This is a genomic window from Leptospira stimsonii (assembly GCF_003545885.1).
Taxonomy (GTDB): domain Bacteria; phylum Spirochaetota; class Leptospiria; order Leptospirales; family Leptospiraceae; genus Leptospira; species Leptospira stimsonii.
The window spans coordinates 239,744-256,210 of record NZ_QHCT01000001.1 but is presented as its reverse complement, the minus strand read 5'-3'; the positions used below and the strand labels follow the sequence as shown (position 1 = coordinate 256,210).

General features: G+C 40.6%; 15 protein-coding genes. 7 read left to right on the top strand and 8 right to left on the bottom strand.

The genetic code is table 11. The features are described 5' to 3' along the window. Window positions 1-2 precede the first annotated feature (2 nt). Window positions 3-1,118, bottom strand: coding sequence for a glycine cleavage system aminomethyltransferase GcvT (gene gcvT / locus DLM75_RS01235; RefSeq protein WP_118966746.1), 1,116 nt, complete (start codon window positions 1,116-1,118; stop codon window positions 3-5). Between the two features lie 519 nt (window positions 1,119-1,637). On the opposite strand from gcvT, the gene DLM75_RS24380 reads away from it, so the two are divergent. Continuing rightward, window positions 1,638-1,934 carry an LA_0364 family Cys-rich lipoprotein gene (locus DLM75_RS24380; protein ID WP_118967911.1) on the top strand — a complete coding sequence of 99 codons (297 nt, stop codon included), beginning with the start codon at window positions 1,638-1,640 and terminating at the stop codon, window positions 1,932-1,934. 91 nt (window positions 1,935-2,025) lie between these two features. Here DLM75_RS24380 and DLM75_RS01225 read toward each other — a convergent pair whose 3' ends face one another. The 3 genes from DLM75_RS01225 to DLM75_RS01210 all read right to left on the bottom strand — a co-directional run bounded on the left by DLM75_RS01225 (window position 2,026) and on the right by DLM75_RS01210 (window position 6,882). Then, window positions 2,026-3,240, bottom strand: coding sequence for a two-component system sensor histidine kinase NtrB (locus DLM75_RS01225; RefSeq protein WP_118966745.1), 1,215 nt, complete (start codon window positions 3,238-3,240; stop codon window positions 2,026-2,028). 99 nt (window positions 3,241-3,339) lie between these two features. Beyond that, window positions 3,340-5,511: a hybrid sensor histidine kinase/response regulator gene (locus DLM75_RS01220; protein ID WP_118966744.1), complete on the bottom strand. Its 2,172-nt coding sequence runs from the start codon at window positions 5,509-5,511 to the stop codon at window positions 3,340-3,342. A gap of 555 nt (window positions 5,512-6,066) precedes the next feature. After that, the gene (locus DLM75_RS01210) at window positions 6,067-6,882 is read right to left on the bottom strand and encodes a helix-turn-helix domain-containing protein (RefSeq protein WP_158586426.1); all 816 of its coding nucleotides are present in this window, start codon (window positions 6,880-6,882) and stop codon (window positions 6,067-6,069) included. A gap of 259 nt (window positions 6,883-7,141) precedes the next feature. Between DLM75_RS01210 and DLM75_RS01205 the strand changes: the two genes are divergently transcribed. Next, entirely contained in the window at window positions 7,142-7,549 is a 408-nt protein-coding gene (locus DLM75_RS01205) for a GFA family protein (RefSeq protein ID WP_118966741.1), read from the top strand. Window positions 7,550-7,683: 134 nt separating this feature from the next. On the opposite strand, the gene DLM75_RS01200 is transcribed toward DLM75_RS01205, so the two are convergent. Further along, a complete protein-coding gene (locus DLM75_RS01200; protein ID WP_118966740.1) occupies window positions 7,684-8,181 on the bottom strand; it encodes a GlcG/HbpS family heme-binding protein in 498 nt (165 codons plus the stop codon). A gap of 340 nt (window positions 8,182-8,521) precedes the next feature. Here DLM75_RS01200 and DLM75_RS01195 point away from each other — a divergent pair, with 340 nt between their 5' ends. The 3 genes from DLM75_RS01195 to DLM75_RS01185 all read left to right on the top strand — a co-directional run bounded on the left by DLM75_RS01195 (window position 8,522) and on the right by DLM75_RS01185 (window position 10,758). Next, window positions 8,522-9,070 carry a DinB family protein gene (locus DLM75_RS01195; RefSeq protein ID WP_241547797.1) on the top strand — a complete coding sequence of 183 codons (549 nt, stop codon included), beginning with the start codon at window positions 8,522-8,524 and terminating at the stop codon, window positions 9,068-9,070. Between the two features lie 88 nt (window positions 9,071-9,158). Next, the gene (locus tag DLM75_RS01190; protein ID WP_118967909.1) at window positions 9,159-10,139 is read left to right on the top strand and encodes a glycerophosphodiester phosphodiesterase; all 981 of its coding nucleotides are present in this window, start codon (window positions 9,159-9,161) and stop codon (window positions 10,137-10,139) included. Window positions 10,140-10,275: 136 nt separating this feature from the next. Further along, window positions 10,276-10,758, top strand: a complete 483-nt coding sequence (locus tag DLM75_RS01185) for an LA_3696 family protein (RefSeq protein ID WP_147456595.1) — start codon at window positions 10,276-10,278, stop codon at window positions 10,756-10,758. A 93-nt stretch (window positions 10,759-10,851) separates the two neighbouring features. Here DLM75_RS01185 and DLM75_RS01180 read toward each other — a convergent pair whose 3' ends face one another. Further along, window positions 10,852-12,144, bottom strand: coding sequence for an NADH:flavin oxidoreductase/NADH oxidase family protein (locus DLM75_RS01180; RefSeq protein ID WP_118966738.1), 1,293 nt, complete (start codon window positions 12,142-12,144; stop codon window positions 10,852-10,854). Between the two features lie 160 nt (window positions 12,145-12,304). Between DLM75_RS01180 and DLM75_RS01175 the strand changes: the two genes are divergently transcribed. Then, window positions 12,305-12,946, top strand: coding sequence for a TetR/AcrR family transcriptional regulator (locus DLM75_RS01175; RefSeq protein ID WP_118967908.1), 642 nt, complete (start codon window positions 12,305-12,307; stop codon window positions 12,944-12,946). On the opposite strand, the gene DLM75_RS01170 is transcribed toward DLM75_RS01175, so the two are convergent. Continuing rightward, window positions 12,943-14,106 (bottom strand): DUF819 family protein, encoded by a 1,164-nt coding sequence (locus tag DLM75_RS01170; RefSeq protein ID WP_118966737.1) that lies wholly within the window; start codon window positions 14,104-14,106, stop codon window positions 12,943-12,945. The two genes, DLM75_RS01175 and DLM75_RS01170, sit on opposite strands and share 4 nt — an antisense overlap. Window positions 14,107-14,474: 368 nt before the next feature. Here DLM75_RS01170 and DLM75_RS01165 point away from each other — a divergent pair, with 368 nt between their 5' ends. Next, the gene (locus DLM75_RS01165) at window positions 14,475-15,248 is read left to right on the top strand and encodes a DUF4846 domain-containing protein (RefSeq protein WP_118966736.1); all 774 of its coding nucleotides are present in this window, start codon (window positions 14,475-14,477) and stop codon (window positions 15,246-15,248) included. A gap of 12 nt (window positions 15,249-15,260) precedes the next feature. Here the strand turns inward: DLM75_RS01165 and DLM75_RS01160 are convergent, their stop codons facing one another. Continuing rightward, on the bottom strand, window positions 15,261-15,929 hold the full coding sequence (locus DLM75_RS01160) for a class I SAM-dependent methyltransferase (RefSeq protein ID WP_118966735.1): 669 nt from the start codon (window positions 15,927-15,929) through the stop codon (window positions 15,261-15,263). Window positions 15,930-16,467 lie beyond the last annotated feature (538 nt).

The window sequence follows — 16,467 nt, the reverse complement described above, 5'->3', positions numbered from 1 at the left end:
AATTAATTTTTTCTGATACTGCCTGGGATAAAAGGCTTTGTAGTAATGATAGCTTGTTTCGGTTGTTCTCGGATTTCAATCTGAATCGGTTCTCCGTCTTTGATTTTTTCCGCGGAGATCAGAGCGAGGCCGATTCCCTTTTTCAAAGAAGGGGAAAATGTTCCCGAAGTTGTTTTACCGATTTCATTTCCTTGAGAATCCAATACACGGAAATTTTCTCTTGGAACTCCGGCTTCCGTAAGAGAAAAAGCGACGATTTTCGAAGGAACCCCATTCTTCTTTTGAGAAAGAATTTTTTCCGATGAAAAGAAAGGGATTTGTTTTTCCTTAACGATCCATCCGATTCCGGACTCGATTGGAGTCCAAGACTCATTGAGTTCGTGACCATAAAGTGGATACTTCGCTTCGATACGAAGTGTGTCTCTTGCTCCAAGACCGCAAGGGAGAAGACCGAAGGATTTTCCGAAGTCTAAAATTTCTTTCCAGAGTTTGAGTCCGATCGGAATGGAAGAATAGATTTCAAAACCGTCTTCTCCCGTGTAACCGGTTCTAGAGACGATGATCTCTTCTCCTTGAAAAGGAAGAATTGCGAAGTGATAATACTTAATCGAATCCAATTCTTTTCCTAAGAATTTGGAAAGGATCTCGTTCGCCTTCGGACCTTGGAGCGCAATTTGATGCCAACGTAAACTTTGGTCTTCGACTTGAACGTCTTTTGCAGGAAGATACTTGAGTAAGTGCGCGGTTACGGCTTCGTAGTTGGAGGCGTTGGAGCAGATCATATATTTCTCAGGGGAAAATTTATAGATCGTAACGTCGTCGACAAGGCCGCCCTTTTCATTGAGAACCGCGTTGTACTGAACTTGAAATTCGGAAAGTGAAGCGACCGAATTGCAGGTAACGGATTCTAAAAAATTGAGAATGGCATCCGGTTTGCCAGTAACGAAGATTTCACCCATATGAGAAACGTCGAAAAGTCCGGCGGCTTCTCGGGTAGCGTTGTGTTCTGCGATGATCCCCGAATACTGCACGGGCATGTCCCAGCCGCCGAATGGAATCATTTTTGCACCGAGTGCGCGATGGGATTCATAAAGAGGGGTTTTTTTATCTTGGGACATAAGCTTTCCGGGTACCAGTTTTTACTAGTTCCATACTAGGACAAATGGATTTTCAGGAAAATAAGTTCAAATCTTTAAGAAATTCCTACCAGGTTCTGGATTTAGAACGCCTCCAGTTTCGGAATTCCGAATTTACAGAATTGAATATTGTCTTTTTGAAAATAAAATCGGCTTAGGAGGACTCGGATCCTTTTTTGTTTCTTTTTCAAATCGAAAACGAGAAGTTAATTTGATAGAATGAAGAAGAGGTGAACGATCGATTGAATAAGTTTGTTCTTAAAAAAATACCCGAAACGCAACCAAATATAATAATATTTGAATATGTGGGTCGGAATTCAGAAACGAAATAATCATATCCCCTGGCGACCTTGATGCGGACAAAAAAAATAAAAAAAACTTAGAAATGAAAGGAAGAATGGTGACTTTTCTTTGATGAAAAATAACTGAATTATAATGTCATCTGTATCAGAATTGAATAATTTATTGCAATAAGACCGCGTGCGATTTCAACATGTGAAAATGAAAAAATACATATCAATGGTCTTAGTCATTCCGTTAATTGCAATTTCGTTTCAGTGCTCGGAAATTTCGCCTCGGCAGAAGTGCTACGAGGATAATTACTGTAAAAGCGCTGAATCGGATTGTATCGCAGGTTCTTTGTTGATATCCAGCCTTTTGCAAAGTAGCAGTTCTTCCACTTCAAGCACTTCCTCGAGTTCATCGAATTCTTTTTTGAGCGTGCTTTTTAGTCCGCTTACTTGTATTGGTGCGAAAGCTTCCTGTGAAGCCGATTGCGACAAAAAACATCCATTCTGAAAGTCGAATATTCCGTTTTCCCGCTGTGCGTTTTGAAATTCAGGCGGGAAGACGAAGGCTTTGCTTTCGCATTTTTAAATAGGATTACTCTTTAGATAATTCTCGGATCGAATTCAACGGATGCGGATTCTTCAAACAATGGAAAGAACAAAAAGAAGCTAGTTCCTTTTCCGGGAGTAGATTGAAAATCGATAAATCCGCAGTGTTCATCGATGATTGTTTTCACGACAGCAAGTCCGAGTCCGGTACCTTTCCCGTTCTCTTTTGTGGTGAAAAACGGATGAAAGATTTTCTCTTTTGTAAATTCGTCCATACCTTCGCCTGAATCCCAAATTTCCAATTGGAGATAGTATTTTGAGTTAGGCGACTTGAAACGTTCTAAAATCGTTTCTTGGGAAATAACGGATTGTGTTATCTTAATTCTTCCGTTACAATTCATTGCATCTTTCGCATTCAAAAGTAAGTTCAAAATTGCTTGGTATATTTGACAACTATCCCCATATACGCGTGAGTTAGGAGCGAGATCGATATATTCAACTTTGATTCCTTTTCCCATTAGATACGGAACTGATTGACTCAATTCTTTTATGATTCCGGATATTAAGACGGGATTAAGCACGTTTCTATTGGGTCGAGAAAATGAAAGGAGTTGTTTTGCGATGGAGCTTCCGCGGTCAGAGGCTTCAATAATCCTCTGTAAATGTTTTCCCGATTCGGAATCCTTTTCTACGTTCAGTTTCATGAGTTGTGCGCAAGCTAGGATAATCGTTAAAACGTTGTTAAAGTCGTGGGAAATTCCTCCAACGATCTCTCCAATAGTATTCATCTTTTGCGTTCTTTTTAAAAAATCGGAGGGGATACCTGCAACGGAAGAAGGTTGGATGGTTCCTTGAAGTCGATTGTACGAGAATCGTTTGAAATTGATTTCAACCGGAATGGGATTTCCGAGTTTATGGATAAGATTTATTTTTAGAGTGGAGTTATCGCTCCCGCATAGGTGATCAGTAAGAATAGATAGATGCTTTCTATCCGATTCTTCTACTATGTCCGAAATTCGAAGAGTTAATAGTTCTTCAGAATAATATCCCAGTAGTTGATGAGCCTTTGAGCTTATTTCTAAGATTTTTCCAAAACCGTCCGAAAAAAAAACGATATCTTTTGAATGCTCGACCAAGGTTCTATAACGAACTGCCGTTTCGTCTTGCCTTTTTTCAATCGCAACACTGATCGCATCTCCTAATGAAAAACCGGGATTCGATCCTGCATTGTGGTCCCAGAAATAATTTTCGGTGTTATAAGAATACATATCTCACTGGCCAATTTTTTTTAGAGTTATTGCTTAGGCAACAATTAATCTGAGTAGAATACCTTCTTAGTTAAAAAAGCTTTGGTTCGTAACGGACCGTTAGAGAATCTTTCGAATCACAGACTGTACTTCTTCGATTTTATAAGGTTTGTCTAAAATGGCTTGTACACCTTGAAAGAGAAGCCTGTCTTTTTTGTCCCTTTCGATATGTCCTGAAGTTAAGATGACTTTGATATCTGATTTTAATTCTTTCAATTTTTGGAAAAGAGCGTCTCCGCTCATCTCAGGCATTCCTAAGTCTGTTATCACAAGATCGAATTGAAGACTTTGATTTTGAAATATTTCGACAGCGTCCTTTCCTGAATTCGCAGTAAAAACTTTGCAACCGGATATTTCAAGAATATCCTTCAAAACTTCCAAGACCATTGTCTCGTCGTCGACAATCAAAACGTTTGCATGGAGATTTGTTATTTGTCTTCCACTTTCCGAGTTTGAGGATTCGGTCGCACTTACTGCCGGAAAATAGAGTTTAAAAGTAGTCCCTTTATTTGCAATCGACTCGACGTCAATGAAGCCGAAATGATTTTTTGTAATCGTATCGACGATGGAAAGTCCTAGACCAGTTCCTTTTCCCCTTTCTTTCGTTGTGAAAAAGGGTTCAAAGATTCTTTGCTTTGTTTCGGGACTCATTCCCTTCCCGGTATCGCTAACTAAGATACAAACATAGTCAGTCGCCTTTCCAGAAGGATATTTTTTGCGAACTTCTTCCCCTCTTGCGGTCGTTTCTCGGATCGTAATTTTTCCGCCGTCGGGCATCGCGTCTCTCGCGTTTAAGGCCAAGTTTAGAATGACTTGATGAAGATGACCGCTATCTCCTTGAATGATCCCGTTTGTAAGATCGATTTTTGTTTCTATTGAAATATTTTTTGGAAGAGAAAAGGAAAGTATATCCGTGACTTCCCGGATGATATGCGAAATTGAAATCGGTTTGAGTTCGGAAGAACCCGGTCTTGAAAAAAGAAGAAGTTGTTTTGTAATCGATCCTCCTCTTTTCGCCGCCTCGATAATTCGGAGAATCTGTTTGTTCAAATCCGAATTGTTTTCGATCCGTAACTTCATCACTTCCGCGCTTCCCATGATCATCGTAAGAAGATTGTTAAAATCGTGAGCGACTCCGCCTGCCAACAATCCTATACTCTCCATCTTTTGAGCCTGGCGAACGATTTCTTCCGCTGTCTTTCTTTCTGAAATATTTCGAACGATACCCTGTAAAAAACCGTTTTTCAAAATTTTTGCGTTAATTTCAACGGGAACGATACTTCCGTCTTTACGAACTAATTTTCTTTCGCTCAAAACCGGCTTTCCAGTACGAAGTTCTTTCAGACGAAGCGGATTTTTCTTAAGGTCTTCCGGCTCGATTACGTCCCAAATCGTAAGGTTTTCGAATTCTTCCTTTGTATAACCTAACAGCGCACAGCCGCTCGGGTTGATTTCAACGTATCTGCCTTCCTGGTTCGTGAGAAAAATTGTATCCGATGCTTGTTCGACTAACGAGCGATATCGTGCTTCGCTTTCAGATTTGAGATCCTCGATTCTTTTTCTTTCGATCGCGATTCCGGCAATATGGGCAAGTGAATGGATTAATCGCAAGTCCAACTCGGAAGGCTTTTTGGGTTCGTTGTAATAGAGGGCGAACGTGCCTAAAACCTGATTGGATGTTGAAAGAATCGGATGTGACCAACAGGAGCTCAAGTGGAATCTTTCCGCTAGTTCGCGATAATTTTCCCAGAGGGGATCCGTTTGAATGTTTTCAACAACGATCAGTTTTTTTGTGAAAGCGGCCGTCCCGCAGGATCCGACTTTCGGGCCGATCTTTATTCCATCAATGCTCTCGTTGTATTCTTTCGGCAAACTCGGAGCGGCTCCGTGTCTAAGAGTAATTCTATCCTTGTCCAACAAAAGAATGCTTGCATGTATATCGGGACGATACTCTTCGATTGCTGAGGTGAGGGTAAGAAGTATGTCTTTAAGCGATTGGCCGGAAGAAAGTTCTTCAAAAACCTGAAAGAGATGATTTAGAAGAAGTTCGATTTTTCTCTGCTCCTCGGAGTCGGAAAGAGCGAGCCAACCTTTCGAACGGATTTGATTTCCGAATAATGATTTGATTAAACCGACAGGAGATCGGAAAAGCTTAATTAAGAACGATTCTAAAAATGACATGGCCGGTTCTTTTTTTGCGAGCATGGTTGAATTTATAGAATGTTGAAGCATACGTTCTCGTTTCGGTAAAAGAAGGAAAGATCTTCTTTCAACAGACGCGATAAACTTTTAAATTCGAAAATTTCGCTCTAACAAAATGAAATTCATTACGATTTCCCGCTTTTATTTTAGCATTGAATTTCAATATCGATACTCGATTCACAGAAAATCGGATTGAAAATCGGTGTATCGCTAAGGCGAAGGAAAGAAGACAATGATAGCACAGATTTGAAATAAAAGACATCGAAGGCGGATGCTGATTCCTTTTTAACTATCATTTTCCGGCTTAGAAGAGGCCTATTCTTTCGAATTCTAATTAAAAACGAAGGAATCGAATGAAATTCTTACATAGAATATTTTTCATGCATCCTACAAATTGAAGCTTCCGTTCTTGACTGTGCGCTGATTTTTCAATTTCAGTTTTGCGTTTTTTGAATCGGAAGGGAGAAAGCCGATGTTTGCTAAACAGACATTGTTTCGTAACGATGAGTTCGAAAAGATCGAAACGAGAAAAGAAGATTCTATGAGTAGAATATGAATTCTTCTAAGAATTATGCATCCGATTTCTTAAAATTCTTTTCGAAGCTTTAGTAATTTTGAATATTGTTCGGGTGATTTTCCGACGATCGTTTTGAAATCCTTGATAAAGTGCGCCTGATCAAAATAGCCCAGATCCAAAGCGAGTTGAATTCCGTCTACGTCTTGACCGTTCTCCAATCTTTCCGCGGCCTCATGCAATCGATATCTTTGAATCACCCATTTGGGTGTGACTCCAACGTAGCGACTAAACTGGCGTTGGAGTGTTCTCTTGTTCATACGGAGGCGATTTGCTAAATCATCGACTTTATGCACGTTCGGATTTTTGAGAATGTATTGGATGACTTCTTGGATCCAAAGAACGTTTTCATCTAAGGGAGGAAGATTCCGTAACAGCATTTGTTCCATTGTTTCCAATCTTTCTTGATCGTTCTTTGCGGAAAGAATGGCTTTTTCTAAACTGAGTAAATCCTCTGAGAAGACGGAATCGATCGGAATAGAACGATTCCGAATCGTATGAACCGGTTTTTGATAGAATGGAAAAAACGATCCGGGTTTGAATTTTACTCCCCAGACTTTTCCGGAATCTTTTAACAGGTATGAGAATTTTCCTTCTAGGATTCCTTGTATTCTTGATTGATTCTTATCGATAACAAGATGAATACTCGGATGAGGTAATGTTTCAGCGAGTCTTGGTTCTTTACCTCGGAGATCCCATTCCACTGTCCAATGATGTTCTATAAAAAAATCCAAACTTGGACTCGGCAAATAACGAGCATGAATCAGATCGTTCGTATCCTTTTCCGTTTTTAAAACGCCCCGCGGTTTGTCTTCTTTTACTCTCATTCTGAAATCTATTAAATCAATCATCGAATCACGCTCAATGAGTTTTTTGAATTCTATAATAAGGAGTATTGAATCGCTCGGAGAAAAAAAATCGCAGGAACAAAGGAAGAATGAAAATATATGACAGTTTTTGACAACATTCGAAAAGAAAGGAGAAATCGTTTAAAAAAAATAGCAACGTTGAAAACTTTAAAAGTTGAAACTCAAATAGGAAAAAACTAAAACTTCGAAATAGAAAAATAACGAATAGGAATCCAGTATGAGTTTAAAAAAATACAACGGTAGCTGTCACTGCGGAAGAATAAAATTCGAAGTGGATATCGATCTTTCCCTGGGTACTTCCAAGTGTAACTGCACATTTTGCAGTAAAGTAAGAAATTGGAGCGCGATGATAAAACCTTCCGCGTTTCGTCTTCTTTCCGGAAAAGAGGATTTGGGAAATTATCAATTCGGGACAATGAGCGCAAATCATAAATTTTGTAAGAACTGCGGAGTTCGAATCTGTACCGAAGGTTATATCGAAGAAATCGGCGGAGACTTTATCAGTGTGAGTTTATCCACATTGGACGACCTTGAGCCTGGCGAATTAGTGGAAGCGCCGCTCTGGTACGCGGACGGTCGTCACAACAACTGGAGATCGCAACCCGCAGAAATTCGACATCTCTGAAATTTCGAATCAATGAATTGAATTTTCGTTCCCATCGAATGATCCAAGCAAGCCTAGTACTATCCGATTTGCTCGGATCATTTTCTCGTTACGGCGAATATTCGCAAAGCACGCGTTTGGTGAAGGGAAGTCGCTTATTCTTTAACGGCTTCCAATCCGGCTCTCGCGACTTGACCGTCTTGGGCTGAAGTGCCTCCGGAAACTCCGATCGCACCGATGATCTTTCCATCCTGAAGAATCAACTCTCCTCCTTCCAAAGGATAAACTCCCGGAATACCGATCAGACGAAGGCCCATTCCGCCTGCGACCACGGAGTCTTCCATCGCCTTCGTCGGCCTCCTAAAATTGACCGCACACTTCGCCTTTCCTTGGGAGATGTCTATCGAGCCGAATTGGGTTCCGTCGATTTTTTCAAGATAAACCAAGTTGCCGCCGGAATCCACGATCGAGATGACCATCTTCCATCCGTTTTTTTTGGCTTCCGCTTCCGCTTTGAGAACGATTTTTTTCGCTACTTCGAGACGAATCGGATTTCCGTAATCCGGAAAATTAGGTTGGTTTTGGCTCATGACACTTCCTGAGTTTGTAAGAAGAATACAAACCGCGATGAAAAATAAAAATTTTTGGTACATAGACTACCTTCTTTAAAACTGAGCTGGGATTTTGTTAACCGAAGAATCCTTTCCGTCGAAACGAATCGAAAGAAGAAATTTCGGGATTAGTTTAACCTTTTGGGATTTGAAACTGAATTCGATCGAAGACAAAGAAATCGTCTCGATCGAGGCGGGTAATTTGCGAGCTGAGAAAAGTATATGTTTCCGTTCTTCGCAGAAACATATACTTGATTGAAACGTTTAATTTTGCCGTTGTCAAGTATTTTAAGAAATTGTGTTTGAGAATTTTAGAATCCCGATTTTAAACTTGTTTGTCATTAAGAATCAAAAGTGAATCGGATTTTAAAAGGAGAATAACGTGTTTCATCAAAACTTTCAAAACCTTGCCGGTTATAATCTTTGGATGAATGAACGGATCTTTGAAGCGACGGAAAAACTGCCTGTGTCGATCCGAACCTTGGATCAAAAGGCGTACTTCGGATCCATAGAAGGAACTCTCAATCATATTCTTTGGGGAGATAAGATTTGGTTGTCTCGATTTCTGAAAGGGGGTTACTCCTTCGGCATTCTCACGGAAGATACGATTTCAGGCGTGGAAGGGCAGGCATCGAATCATCGTCACGAAATAGAAACGAACTTCGATCACTTGAGAAAGGAACGAATGAAAGTGGATCACGATTTGGTTCGTTGGATTCGGGATGGCTTTTCGGAAACCGATTTCTTTAAGAATTTGGAATACCAAAACACGAAAGGGCTCTCGCAGTCGACTCCGATCTTTTCGGTGTTGACCCATCTTTTCAATCACCAAACGCATCATAGGGGACAAATTACAACGCTGTTATTTCAGAACGGAATCGATCCGGGAATAACGGATTTGATCTATTACTTACGATTAACCGCAAAATGAAAATCGGAACACCGGTATCTATTTAAGAATTTAGAACCTCAAAAAAAAAGGCTTTGCACTTTTGAGAAAGGCAATCAAGATTCTCACCATGTTCTTAGGATTCAAAACAAAAGTTCGATTCTTTTCATTTACGCTTTTTTCAGCGGTATTCTTTTTATATTCCTTCAGCGCATGTTCGAGCGCTCCGATTGTCAACAAACCGTTGGATGGAACCTTGGATCTGCAAGGACATCGGGGAGCGCGTGGTCTAAGGCCGGAAAATACATGGCCCGCTTTTGAAGAAGCGATTCGACAAGGGATGACTACGTTAGAGTTGGATACGGTTCTTACCAAAGACAAAAAAATCGTCATTCATCATGATTCCGAAACAAACCCTGTCATCTGTCAGAGAAAAGATGGAACCGAAATTCTTTCTCAATCCTTATATGAGCTTACTTTAGCGGAGTTGAAACAACTCGATTGTGGAACCAAAAAAAATCCGAAGTATCCTGAGCAAACTCCTGTTCCTGGAACCGAATTGATAACAATCGAAGAATTTTTTTCCCTCGTCGCAAAAGTCGAAAAACAATCCGCCGGAAAAGGGAAGCTCAAGTTTAACATCGAAACAAAATTCCCGAACGACGATAAGGCGCAGTTGCCTATCGAAATCGTGAAAGAACACGTGAGCCTTTTGGTTCAATCCGTAGAGAAGGCAAAGGTAACGGATCGAACGACGATTCAATCGTTTTATTTGAAAGCGCTTCCGATCGTAAAAGAAATCAATCCTAAGATCAAAACGAGCGCACTTTTCTCTTTGACTTATTTTCAAGGAGCGATGATGACTTTCGGCTTTGGAAATTCTACAAGGAAGAATGTTTTAGAAAAAACTCTCGAGGTCAAAGCGGATATCATCTCTCCTTACTTTCTCTATGTAACGAATGAATTCGTACACGAAGCTCATTCCCATAAAATTTCGGTGATTCCCTGGACGGTCAATGAGCGGACTGAGATGCAACGATTGATCGAAGCGGGTGTGGACGGAATCATTACGGATTACCCGGACCGTTTGAAGAATGTAGTAAAACAATAAAAATATAATAAAACTTTAAAGTTACTTCTTAAAACAAACTAAAAAAAGATGAATTCTGCATTCTTCCGTAACTGTTTCCAGTAGGCGGGCGCGATTCGCGCTTGTCATTTTACGTCTGGAGATTAAAAATATGGTTATGGATTTCATTCAAAAACTTCCCAGAAAATTGGAAGACGTTCTTGGTACGGAAGGTCTCGATCAATTCGTGGATTTTCTAAACTCTGCCTTTGTTGCTTCTCGAGCACAAATTCTGGAGACTTCTGCCGATCGCTTTGAACTTCGCGTATCCACCGATATATCGAAAATTAAAATCGATCTTACAGCCTTTAAAGCGGACATGAAGAATGATTTTTTAGAGTTCAAGATACTTATCCAATCGGAGAACGCTAAATTTCGATCCGAGATCCGAATGGATATCGCCGATTTTAATTCGGAAATCAGAAAAGAAATCAAGGAACTTCGGGAAGAGACGAATCAATCCCGATTGGAAATTTTTAAGTCCATTGGAGAAATTCACAAGGCAATTGCGGTACAAACCCGCTGGATGTTCGGAGCGATTCTGGGATCGGCAGGATTAGCACTCGCGATAGAAAAGATATTACATTCCTTCCCTTTATAAGAACCAATATAAAATTCACTTTCAAGAAGCGCCTTCATTTCACGGGGAAGGCGTTTCGTTTCAAAGAAAAGTCCGGTTCTCCGTTTTGGATTCTTACGAAGTTTTTGTCTCAGCGGGTTTTTTGAACGCGTTTTGAAATTCGAAAATCTTAAGAAATTTTTTATATCTTTTTGCGTTTCTTCTGGAACGAATTTGGTCCAAAATTAAATTTCCTATCAAAGACTTTGGAAGTTTCGGTTCTTTACCTTGTCCCATTCTTCGGAGTTGAAGACGAATGGCGGACATTTTTGAAAGAGAGTTGAAAGTTGGATTGGAAAGATTCGGAATTTTGATATCGACGGAATTTGTTTTTCCGGAAAGTAATTTTGACGCAGAATCCGGTTCGAACGCAAAGGGGGCGGCGATTCCTATGACGTCTAACGCACCACTTTTGATCGCGTCTTCCATTACGTTTTTGGAACGAAAGCCTCCAGTCGACATCAATGGCATCGTAGCGATCGATCTGGCCTTTTTCGCGAACTCCAAAAAGTAAGCTTCTCTTTTTTTCGTGCCGTTGGATTCTCCTCCTTGCATTGCAGGGGATTCGTAGTTTCCCCCGGAGATTTCCAGAAGATCTATATTCGTTTTATTTAACATTTCAATGACTCGAATCGCGTCTTCTTCCTTAAAACCACCTCCTTGAAAATCCGCGGAATTGAGTTTAACTCCGATTGAAAATTCCTTTTTGGTTTGAGCTTGGATTCCGTTTACGATTTCGAGTAGAATTCTGGCACGATTTTCCAAAGATCCTCCCCACTGATCTTCTCGAAGATTGGTCAATGGAGAAAGAAATTGATTGAGAAGATAGCCGTGTGCCGCGTGAACTTCGACTCCGTCAAAACCCGCTTTTTCCGCAATCAGCGCCGCTTGAATAAAACGTTCTATGATTTTTCGAATTTCGTCTTCAGTGAGCGCGCGAGGTGTTCCAAAAACCTTCGCGAACATTCTTCCGGGAATATGAACTTTTACGGCGGATGGAGCGACTGGAGTTTCCGAGATAAAACCGAAAACTTGTCTTCCCGGATGATTGATCTGCATCCACATTTTTGAACCTCCCGATTTGCCGACTTCCGCCCATCGTTTGAATCGATCCAAACTTCCGTTGTCCCGAACGATCACGTTCCCCGGTCCGGTGAGAGCATAAGTATCTACCATAGCATTTCCGGTCAGGAGTAACCCAGCGCCCCCTTGTCCCCATCTTTTATAAAGTTGGATCATCTGTTCTCCCGGGAGGAACAGATCGTCGGCTAAACTTTCTTCCATCGAGGCTTTCGCAATCCGATTCGGTAAAACTTGTCCATTCGGCAAACGAAGAGGTTGTGAAAGAGGGGAGGCGGATGTTGACATGGATTTTCTCCGATTTAAGAATTCAATTCCTACCCATCGGTATTTATTTTGGAAATCCTGTCAAACTTTAATTCCTACCAGTCGGTATTTATTTTAGCATTGGAAGCCGAATTCGTTTGACCATGCGAGCGATTCTACCAGAATGAAAAGAGAAGAATCTATGTCGAAAACACTTGGATGGAAAAAGCTACCGGAAGACGTTCGTAGGGAATCAATCCTTGTGGCCGCGATGCGTTGTTTCTTCTCTAAGGGATTTGAAAAGACCTCGGTGCAGGACATTGCCGATACGGCGGGCCTCACCAAAGGTGGGATTTACTTTCATTTTGAAAGTAAGGAAGAAATTCGTGATACTTTGATTCGTGAATTTCTGAATTTGGATCGATTAGGTTTCAAAGACCCGGAAGTCGTTCTGCTTCCGCCACATCTTCGTTTAAAAGAATTTTTAGAAAGATTAGCAAACCGACTTACGATCGAGGGAAATTGTTCTCCGCGTTTGTTTGCCGAAGCCACTTCGAACGGCGGAATTATGGAAAAGGAGATCGTTTCTTTTTACGATTCTCTGGAATCTATATTTTCCGAAACGATTCGGGAAGGTCAAAAGGCAGGGAGTATAATAAACTCGATGTCTCCCGAACTTCTCGCGAGAACCATCCTTGCGGTTTTCGACGGATTACAGATTCAAGCGGATATATCTCCCACAAAAAGAGATTTGCAGGTAAGAGGAAGGGAAACTCTCAATTCTTTTTTTAAGAATCTGCTTTTAACCTTTGATCCAACCTGCGAAAAAACGAATCAGATTTAACCTCGTATCGAGGCGAGGATCGAGTAGATCCCGATTCCTAAATAATTTCCGATCGCATAGCCGATCAAACCTGTTAGAATTCCGACAACTAAAACGCCTTTGTTTCGAATCGCTTGTGTGATCGGTGGAACAAAAGCCGGTCCATAGATGCTGGCAACGGATGTAACCATCCAAGTATCGACCGGGATTCGAAAAAGAATTCCGAAGATCAAATGAAGAAGAATCGCTCCGAAAAGGATCGTTGTTAGGATTAAGAATACGGGACCGAAGTCGCGCTTTAATTCTTCAAGATTCGCAAGAAAACCGATCGCTACGGAAAAGACAAGAATCAAATAACTACCGAATTCATAGGTTTTGAGTTGTCTCACTTTGGAATGGAAGGAAGTTCCGATTCCCCAAGTAGTAATTCCCAAAAGAATCGAAGGTGCGTATAAAGATGAAAAGATTAAAAACGTAAACGCGATCGAAACTCCGAAACCTAGGATCGCTAAGAGAAGTCCGATTCCGTTTGAATAGACTAAATTCTTCCAAGGAATCGAAGAATGATCTTGTTCTTCGGATTCAGAATGATCCACAGACGATTCGATCGAAATTTCCTCCTTTAGAAAGAAGGAAAAGAATTTTTTTCCGATCGTGAGTAAGAAGAGAAGATAAACTCCGCCGAGCACCACGTCGATCGTGTTCACCAAAGCGATCGTTTCCTTATTCGTTCCGATTGCGAGTCCGACTGCATTCAAATTCGGAGTTCCACCCGTGTACATTCCTGCGAGCATTCCGGCGATCTTTGGGGATTCCGGATGTAAGAATGAAAAATAATACCCCGCAACGCCGGAAGCGATCGCGACGGAAAGGGCAGATAGAAAAAAGGAAAAGAGCGCCAATCTTGCTTCTCCAAATCCTTTTCTGAAATCGGTAGAACTCAGTAAAAGTGGAATTGCAAGAGGAATCGTTACTTCCGCGAACGTCTGCGGAACGGAACCGGGAAACCAACCGGAAGGTATCACGTTTCCCAAAAAAATTCCAGCGATATAACAAAGCGACACCGGACCTAAAAGACCGAGAAACTTTACTTTTTTGGCGATACGCAGGGCAAACCAAGGAAAAAAAAGGATGAAGAAAGCGAGAAAAACCCCGCTTAATGTTGAAAGAATTGAGTTCATAATAATTACCGAATATAATAAAATATTAATTTATTTAGGTGCCTTCTTTTCGATTCGAGAATCGGATCTTTCAATACGGTTTTTGCTAAAAATTCGGCTCCTGAAATTTGGAATTGAATAACGAAACTAACTCTTTTAACTGTCTTTTTAGGAAAAGTATGAAAATTCGATTCCTAAACTTCAAGCAGAAAAGGCGAAGAATTTCGATTGCCCGGTTTTCTTTTTTAGCTCTTCTATAAAATCTTAACTAAAAGGGTAGTCTGTTATTCAACCATTTTTGGCGAAAGGACGGAATCCTATTTCCTACCTCGCAGGTCTTAGAAAAAAGATCTGAAACTTTTAGATTTGAATTCAAATCGGGAAAAACTATGAAATTTATATCCGTCCTTTTTCAATCCGGAATTCTTACAGGAACACTTTGGATCGGTGGATTTTTATTCTTAGCAAGTTGTTTGGAGGCGGAGTCGAAATGGGAAAAAATCAGCGACATTGAAACACCGGAAGGTAGTTCCCGGATTTCTTATCCGAAAGAATCTTTTTCGAATTTTGTAAGAAATCTTCCTCTCAAATCGGAACCCACGCTTTGGACCTATCAAAAAGAAAACATAATTCGTCGTTATGATGTGCTTGCGGTTTTGAATGTTCCACTTTTGTTTCGGGACGATCTGGAGCAATGTGCTGATTTCGCAATGCGCATTTGGGCGGAATATCATAAACAAAAAAACTTACTAAATCGTTTTTATCTTTTTGATTATAACGGAAGAAAGAAGTCGTTTCGGGAAAGTGGACTGAGTTATGTTTCCTTTTTGAGAAAGTCATTCGTATCTTCCAATTCTTATTCTCTCAAAAAAGGAGGGATGAGTATTACCGAAGCGGATCTAAGACCCGGAGATATTTTTATTCAAAATGAAACGGGGGGAATCGGACACGCATCAATGGTTTTGGATTCAGCTGAAAACCCAAACGGTGAAAAATTCTATCTAATCGGTTTTAGTTTTATGCCAGCGCAAGAAATGCATATAGAGAAGGCGCCGAAAAAATTCGGCACTAAGGGTTGGTTTACATATAAAGGCTTTTTAAAACATTTAGAAGAATTCTATCCCTATGGCGTCCCTGTTCTCAGAAGATTTCCGGAAAAATAAGAATATTATAATTTACCGAAACGCAATCCAGCCTCCTACATAATGCGCCTGAAAGATTTGTTTCCATTTGATAAAACCGGCTTCTTTAAAAAGTTCGGCGTATCGTTTTGAAGGAATTTTGTTCAAGGTTTTGACTCGATTCAAATACGTTTCCAGCGCGCTATCGTCCCATCCCTGAAAAGTTCTTAAATACCCGGCGACGTCTTTAAAGACGGAATCCATATCCTCGTTCGAATCATAAATATCAAAAAGAATAAATTTCCCATCCGGTTCCAAACGAGAGGAAATATCTTTGAGAAGAGATAATTTTGCCCCATCGTCCGGTAGAAAATGAAGAACAAACAAAAGAGTCGCGCCTGAAAAAAGGAAACTTTTTTCGAGACCAGAAACCGGAGAACAGATCAATTCGGCATTTGGAAATTTCTTTTTAGCCTGCTCTATCATTTCCGGAGAAGGATCGACGCCTGTGATTCGGTAACGATCGGGCGCGACTTTCATGAGTGCGCCGAAATCAGCGCCAGTCCCGCAACCCGCCGCCAGAATTTTTTTTCCCTGCGGAATCGAATCGATTAGAGAACTCGCTACTAATTCGGCCACACCGGAATAAAACGGAATCATCTTTCCTATTTTATTTTCATATTGTGTCGCTCTATCACCTTCGAACGTTTCTATAAAGTCCATCCGTTCCTGCCTTTCGTTCAAATCTTCGTTTCATAAAATGGAAGAAAATCCGATTCTACTGTTTTCGTCAAAATTCTTGTTCCCCTTGTTTCTTTCCAATCAATTGCGATTTCAAGGATTTGTTCTGAAAAACCTTTGGGAATGAACGGCAAACATTGGAGAAGAATTCTTCGAAAGCTAAAATCGTTACGGTTGTCGTCTTTTTCGTCTGTAGGCTTAGGCAATGTTTGAAAGAGTGCGAATATTTCTCGATGAACGCTTTGTTTTAACGAAAGATAAAAATTCTTATTTATTCCTTGGTATTTTTGGAAAAGGTATTTATATTTTGTTTATCATGAGGCCGTTCGGTTGCAAGAGCGCAAATGATGCGAGCTCTTCCGGTAGTCACGTCCCTTTCTAAAGACCGAAAGAATGCAATTTATTTCATTGTTAGTAGTGATCGGTCTTACTTTCTTAATTTTTCCGATTCATCCTTTTTCGCCAATGGCCTTCCGTGGATATAGATCCGACCTTTGGGATTTCCGTTTTAAGTATGATA

Coding starts and splice junctions, on each gene's coding strand:
- DLM75_RS01225 (WP_118966745.1), bottom strand. CDS start 3,240: ATGTATTCTTATAACACCGAAAATTATTTCTGGGACCACAATGCAGGA.
- DLM75_RS01185 (WP_147456595.1), top strand. CDS start 10,276: ATGGATTTCATTCAAAAACTTCCCAGAAAATTGGAAGACGTTCTTGGT.
- DLM75_RS24380 (WP_118967911.1), top strand. CDS start 1,638: ATGAAAAAATACATATCAATGGTCTTAGTCATTCCGTTAATTGCAATT.
- DLM75_RS01180 (WP_118966738.1), bottom strand. CDS start 12,144: ATGTCAACATCCGCCTCCCCTCTTTCACAACCTCTTCGTTTGCCGAAT.
- DLM75_RS01205 (WP_118966741.1), top strand. CDS start 7,142: ATGAGTTTAAAAAAATACAACGGTAGCTGTCACTGCGGAAGAATAAAA.
- gcvT (WP_118966746.1), bottom strand. CDS start 1,118: ATGTCCCAAGATAAAAAAACCCCTCTTTATGAATCCCATCGCGCACTC.
- DLM75_RS01220 (WP_118966744.1), bottom strand. CDS start 5,511: ATGCTTCAACATTCTATAAATTCAACCATGCTCGCAAAAAAAGAACCG.
- DLM75_RS01190 (WP_118967909.1), top strand. CDS start 9,159: ATGTTCTTAGGATTCAAAACAAAAGTTCGATTCTTTTCATTTACGCTT.
- DLM75_RS01210 (WP_158586426.1), bottom strand. CDS start 6,882: ATGAGAGTAAAAGAAGACAAACCGCGGGGCGTTTTAAAAACGGAAAAG.
- DLM75_RS01200 (WP_118966740.1), bottom strand. CDS start 8,181: ATGTACCAAAAATTTTTATTTTTCATCGCGGTTTGTATTCTTCTTACA.
- DLM75_RS01160 (WP_118966735.1), bottom strand. CDS start 15,929: ATGGACTTTATAGAAACGTTCGAAGGTGATAGAGCGACACAATATGAA.
- DLM75_RS01170 (WP_118966737.1), bottom strand. CDS start 14,106: ATGAACTCAATTCTTTCAACATTAAGCGGGGTTTTTCTCGCTTTCTTC.
- DLM75_RS01175 (WP_118967908.1), top strand. CDS start 12,305: ATGTCGAAAACACTTGGATGGAAAAAGCTACCGGAAGACGTTCGTAGG.
- DLM75_RS01165 (WP_118966736.1), top strand. CDS start 14,475: ATGAAATTTATATCCGTCCTTTTTCAATCCGGAATTCTTACAGGAACA.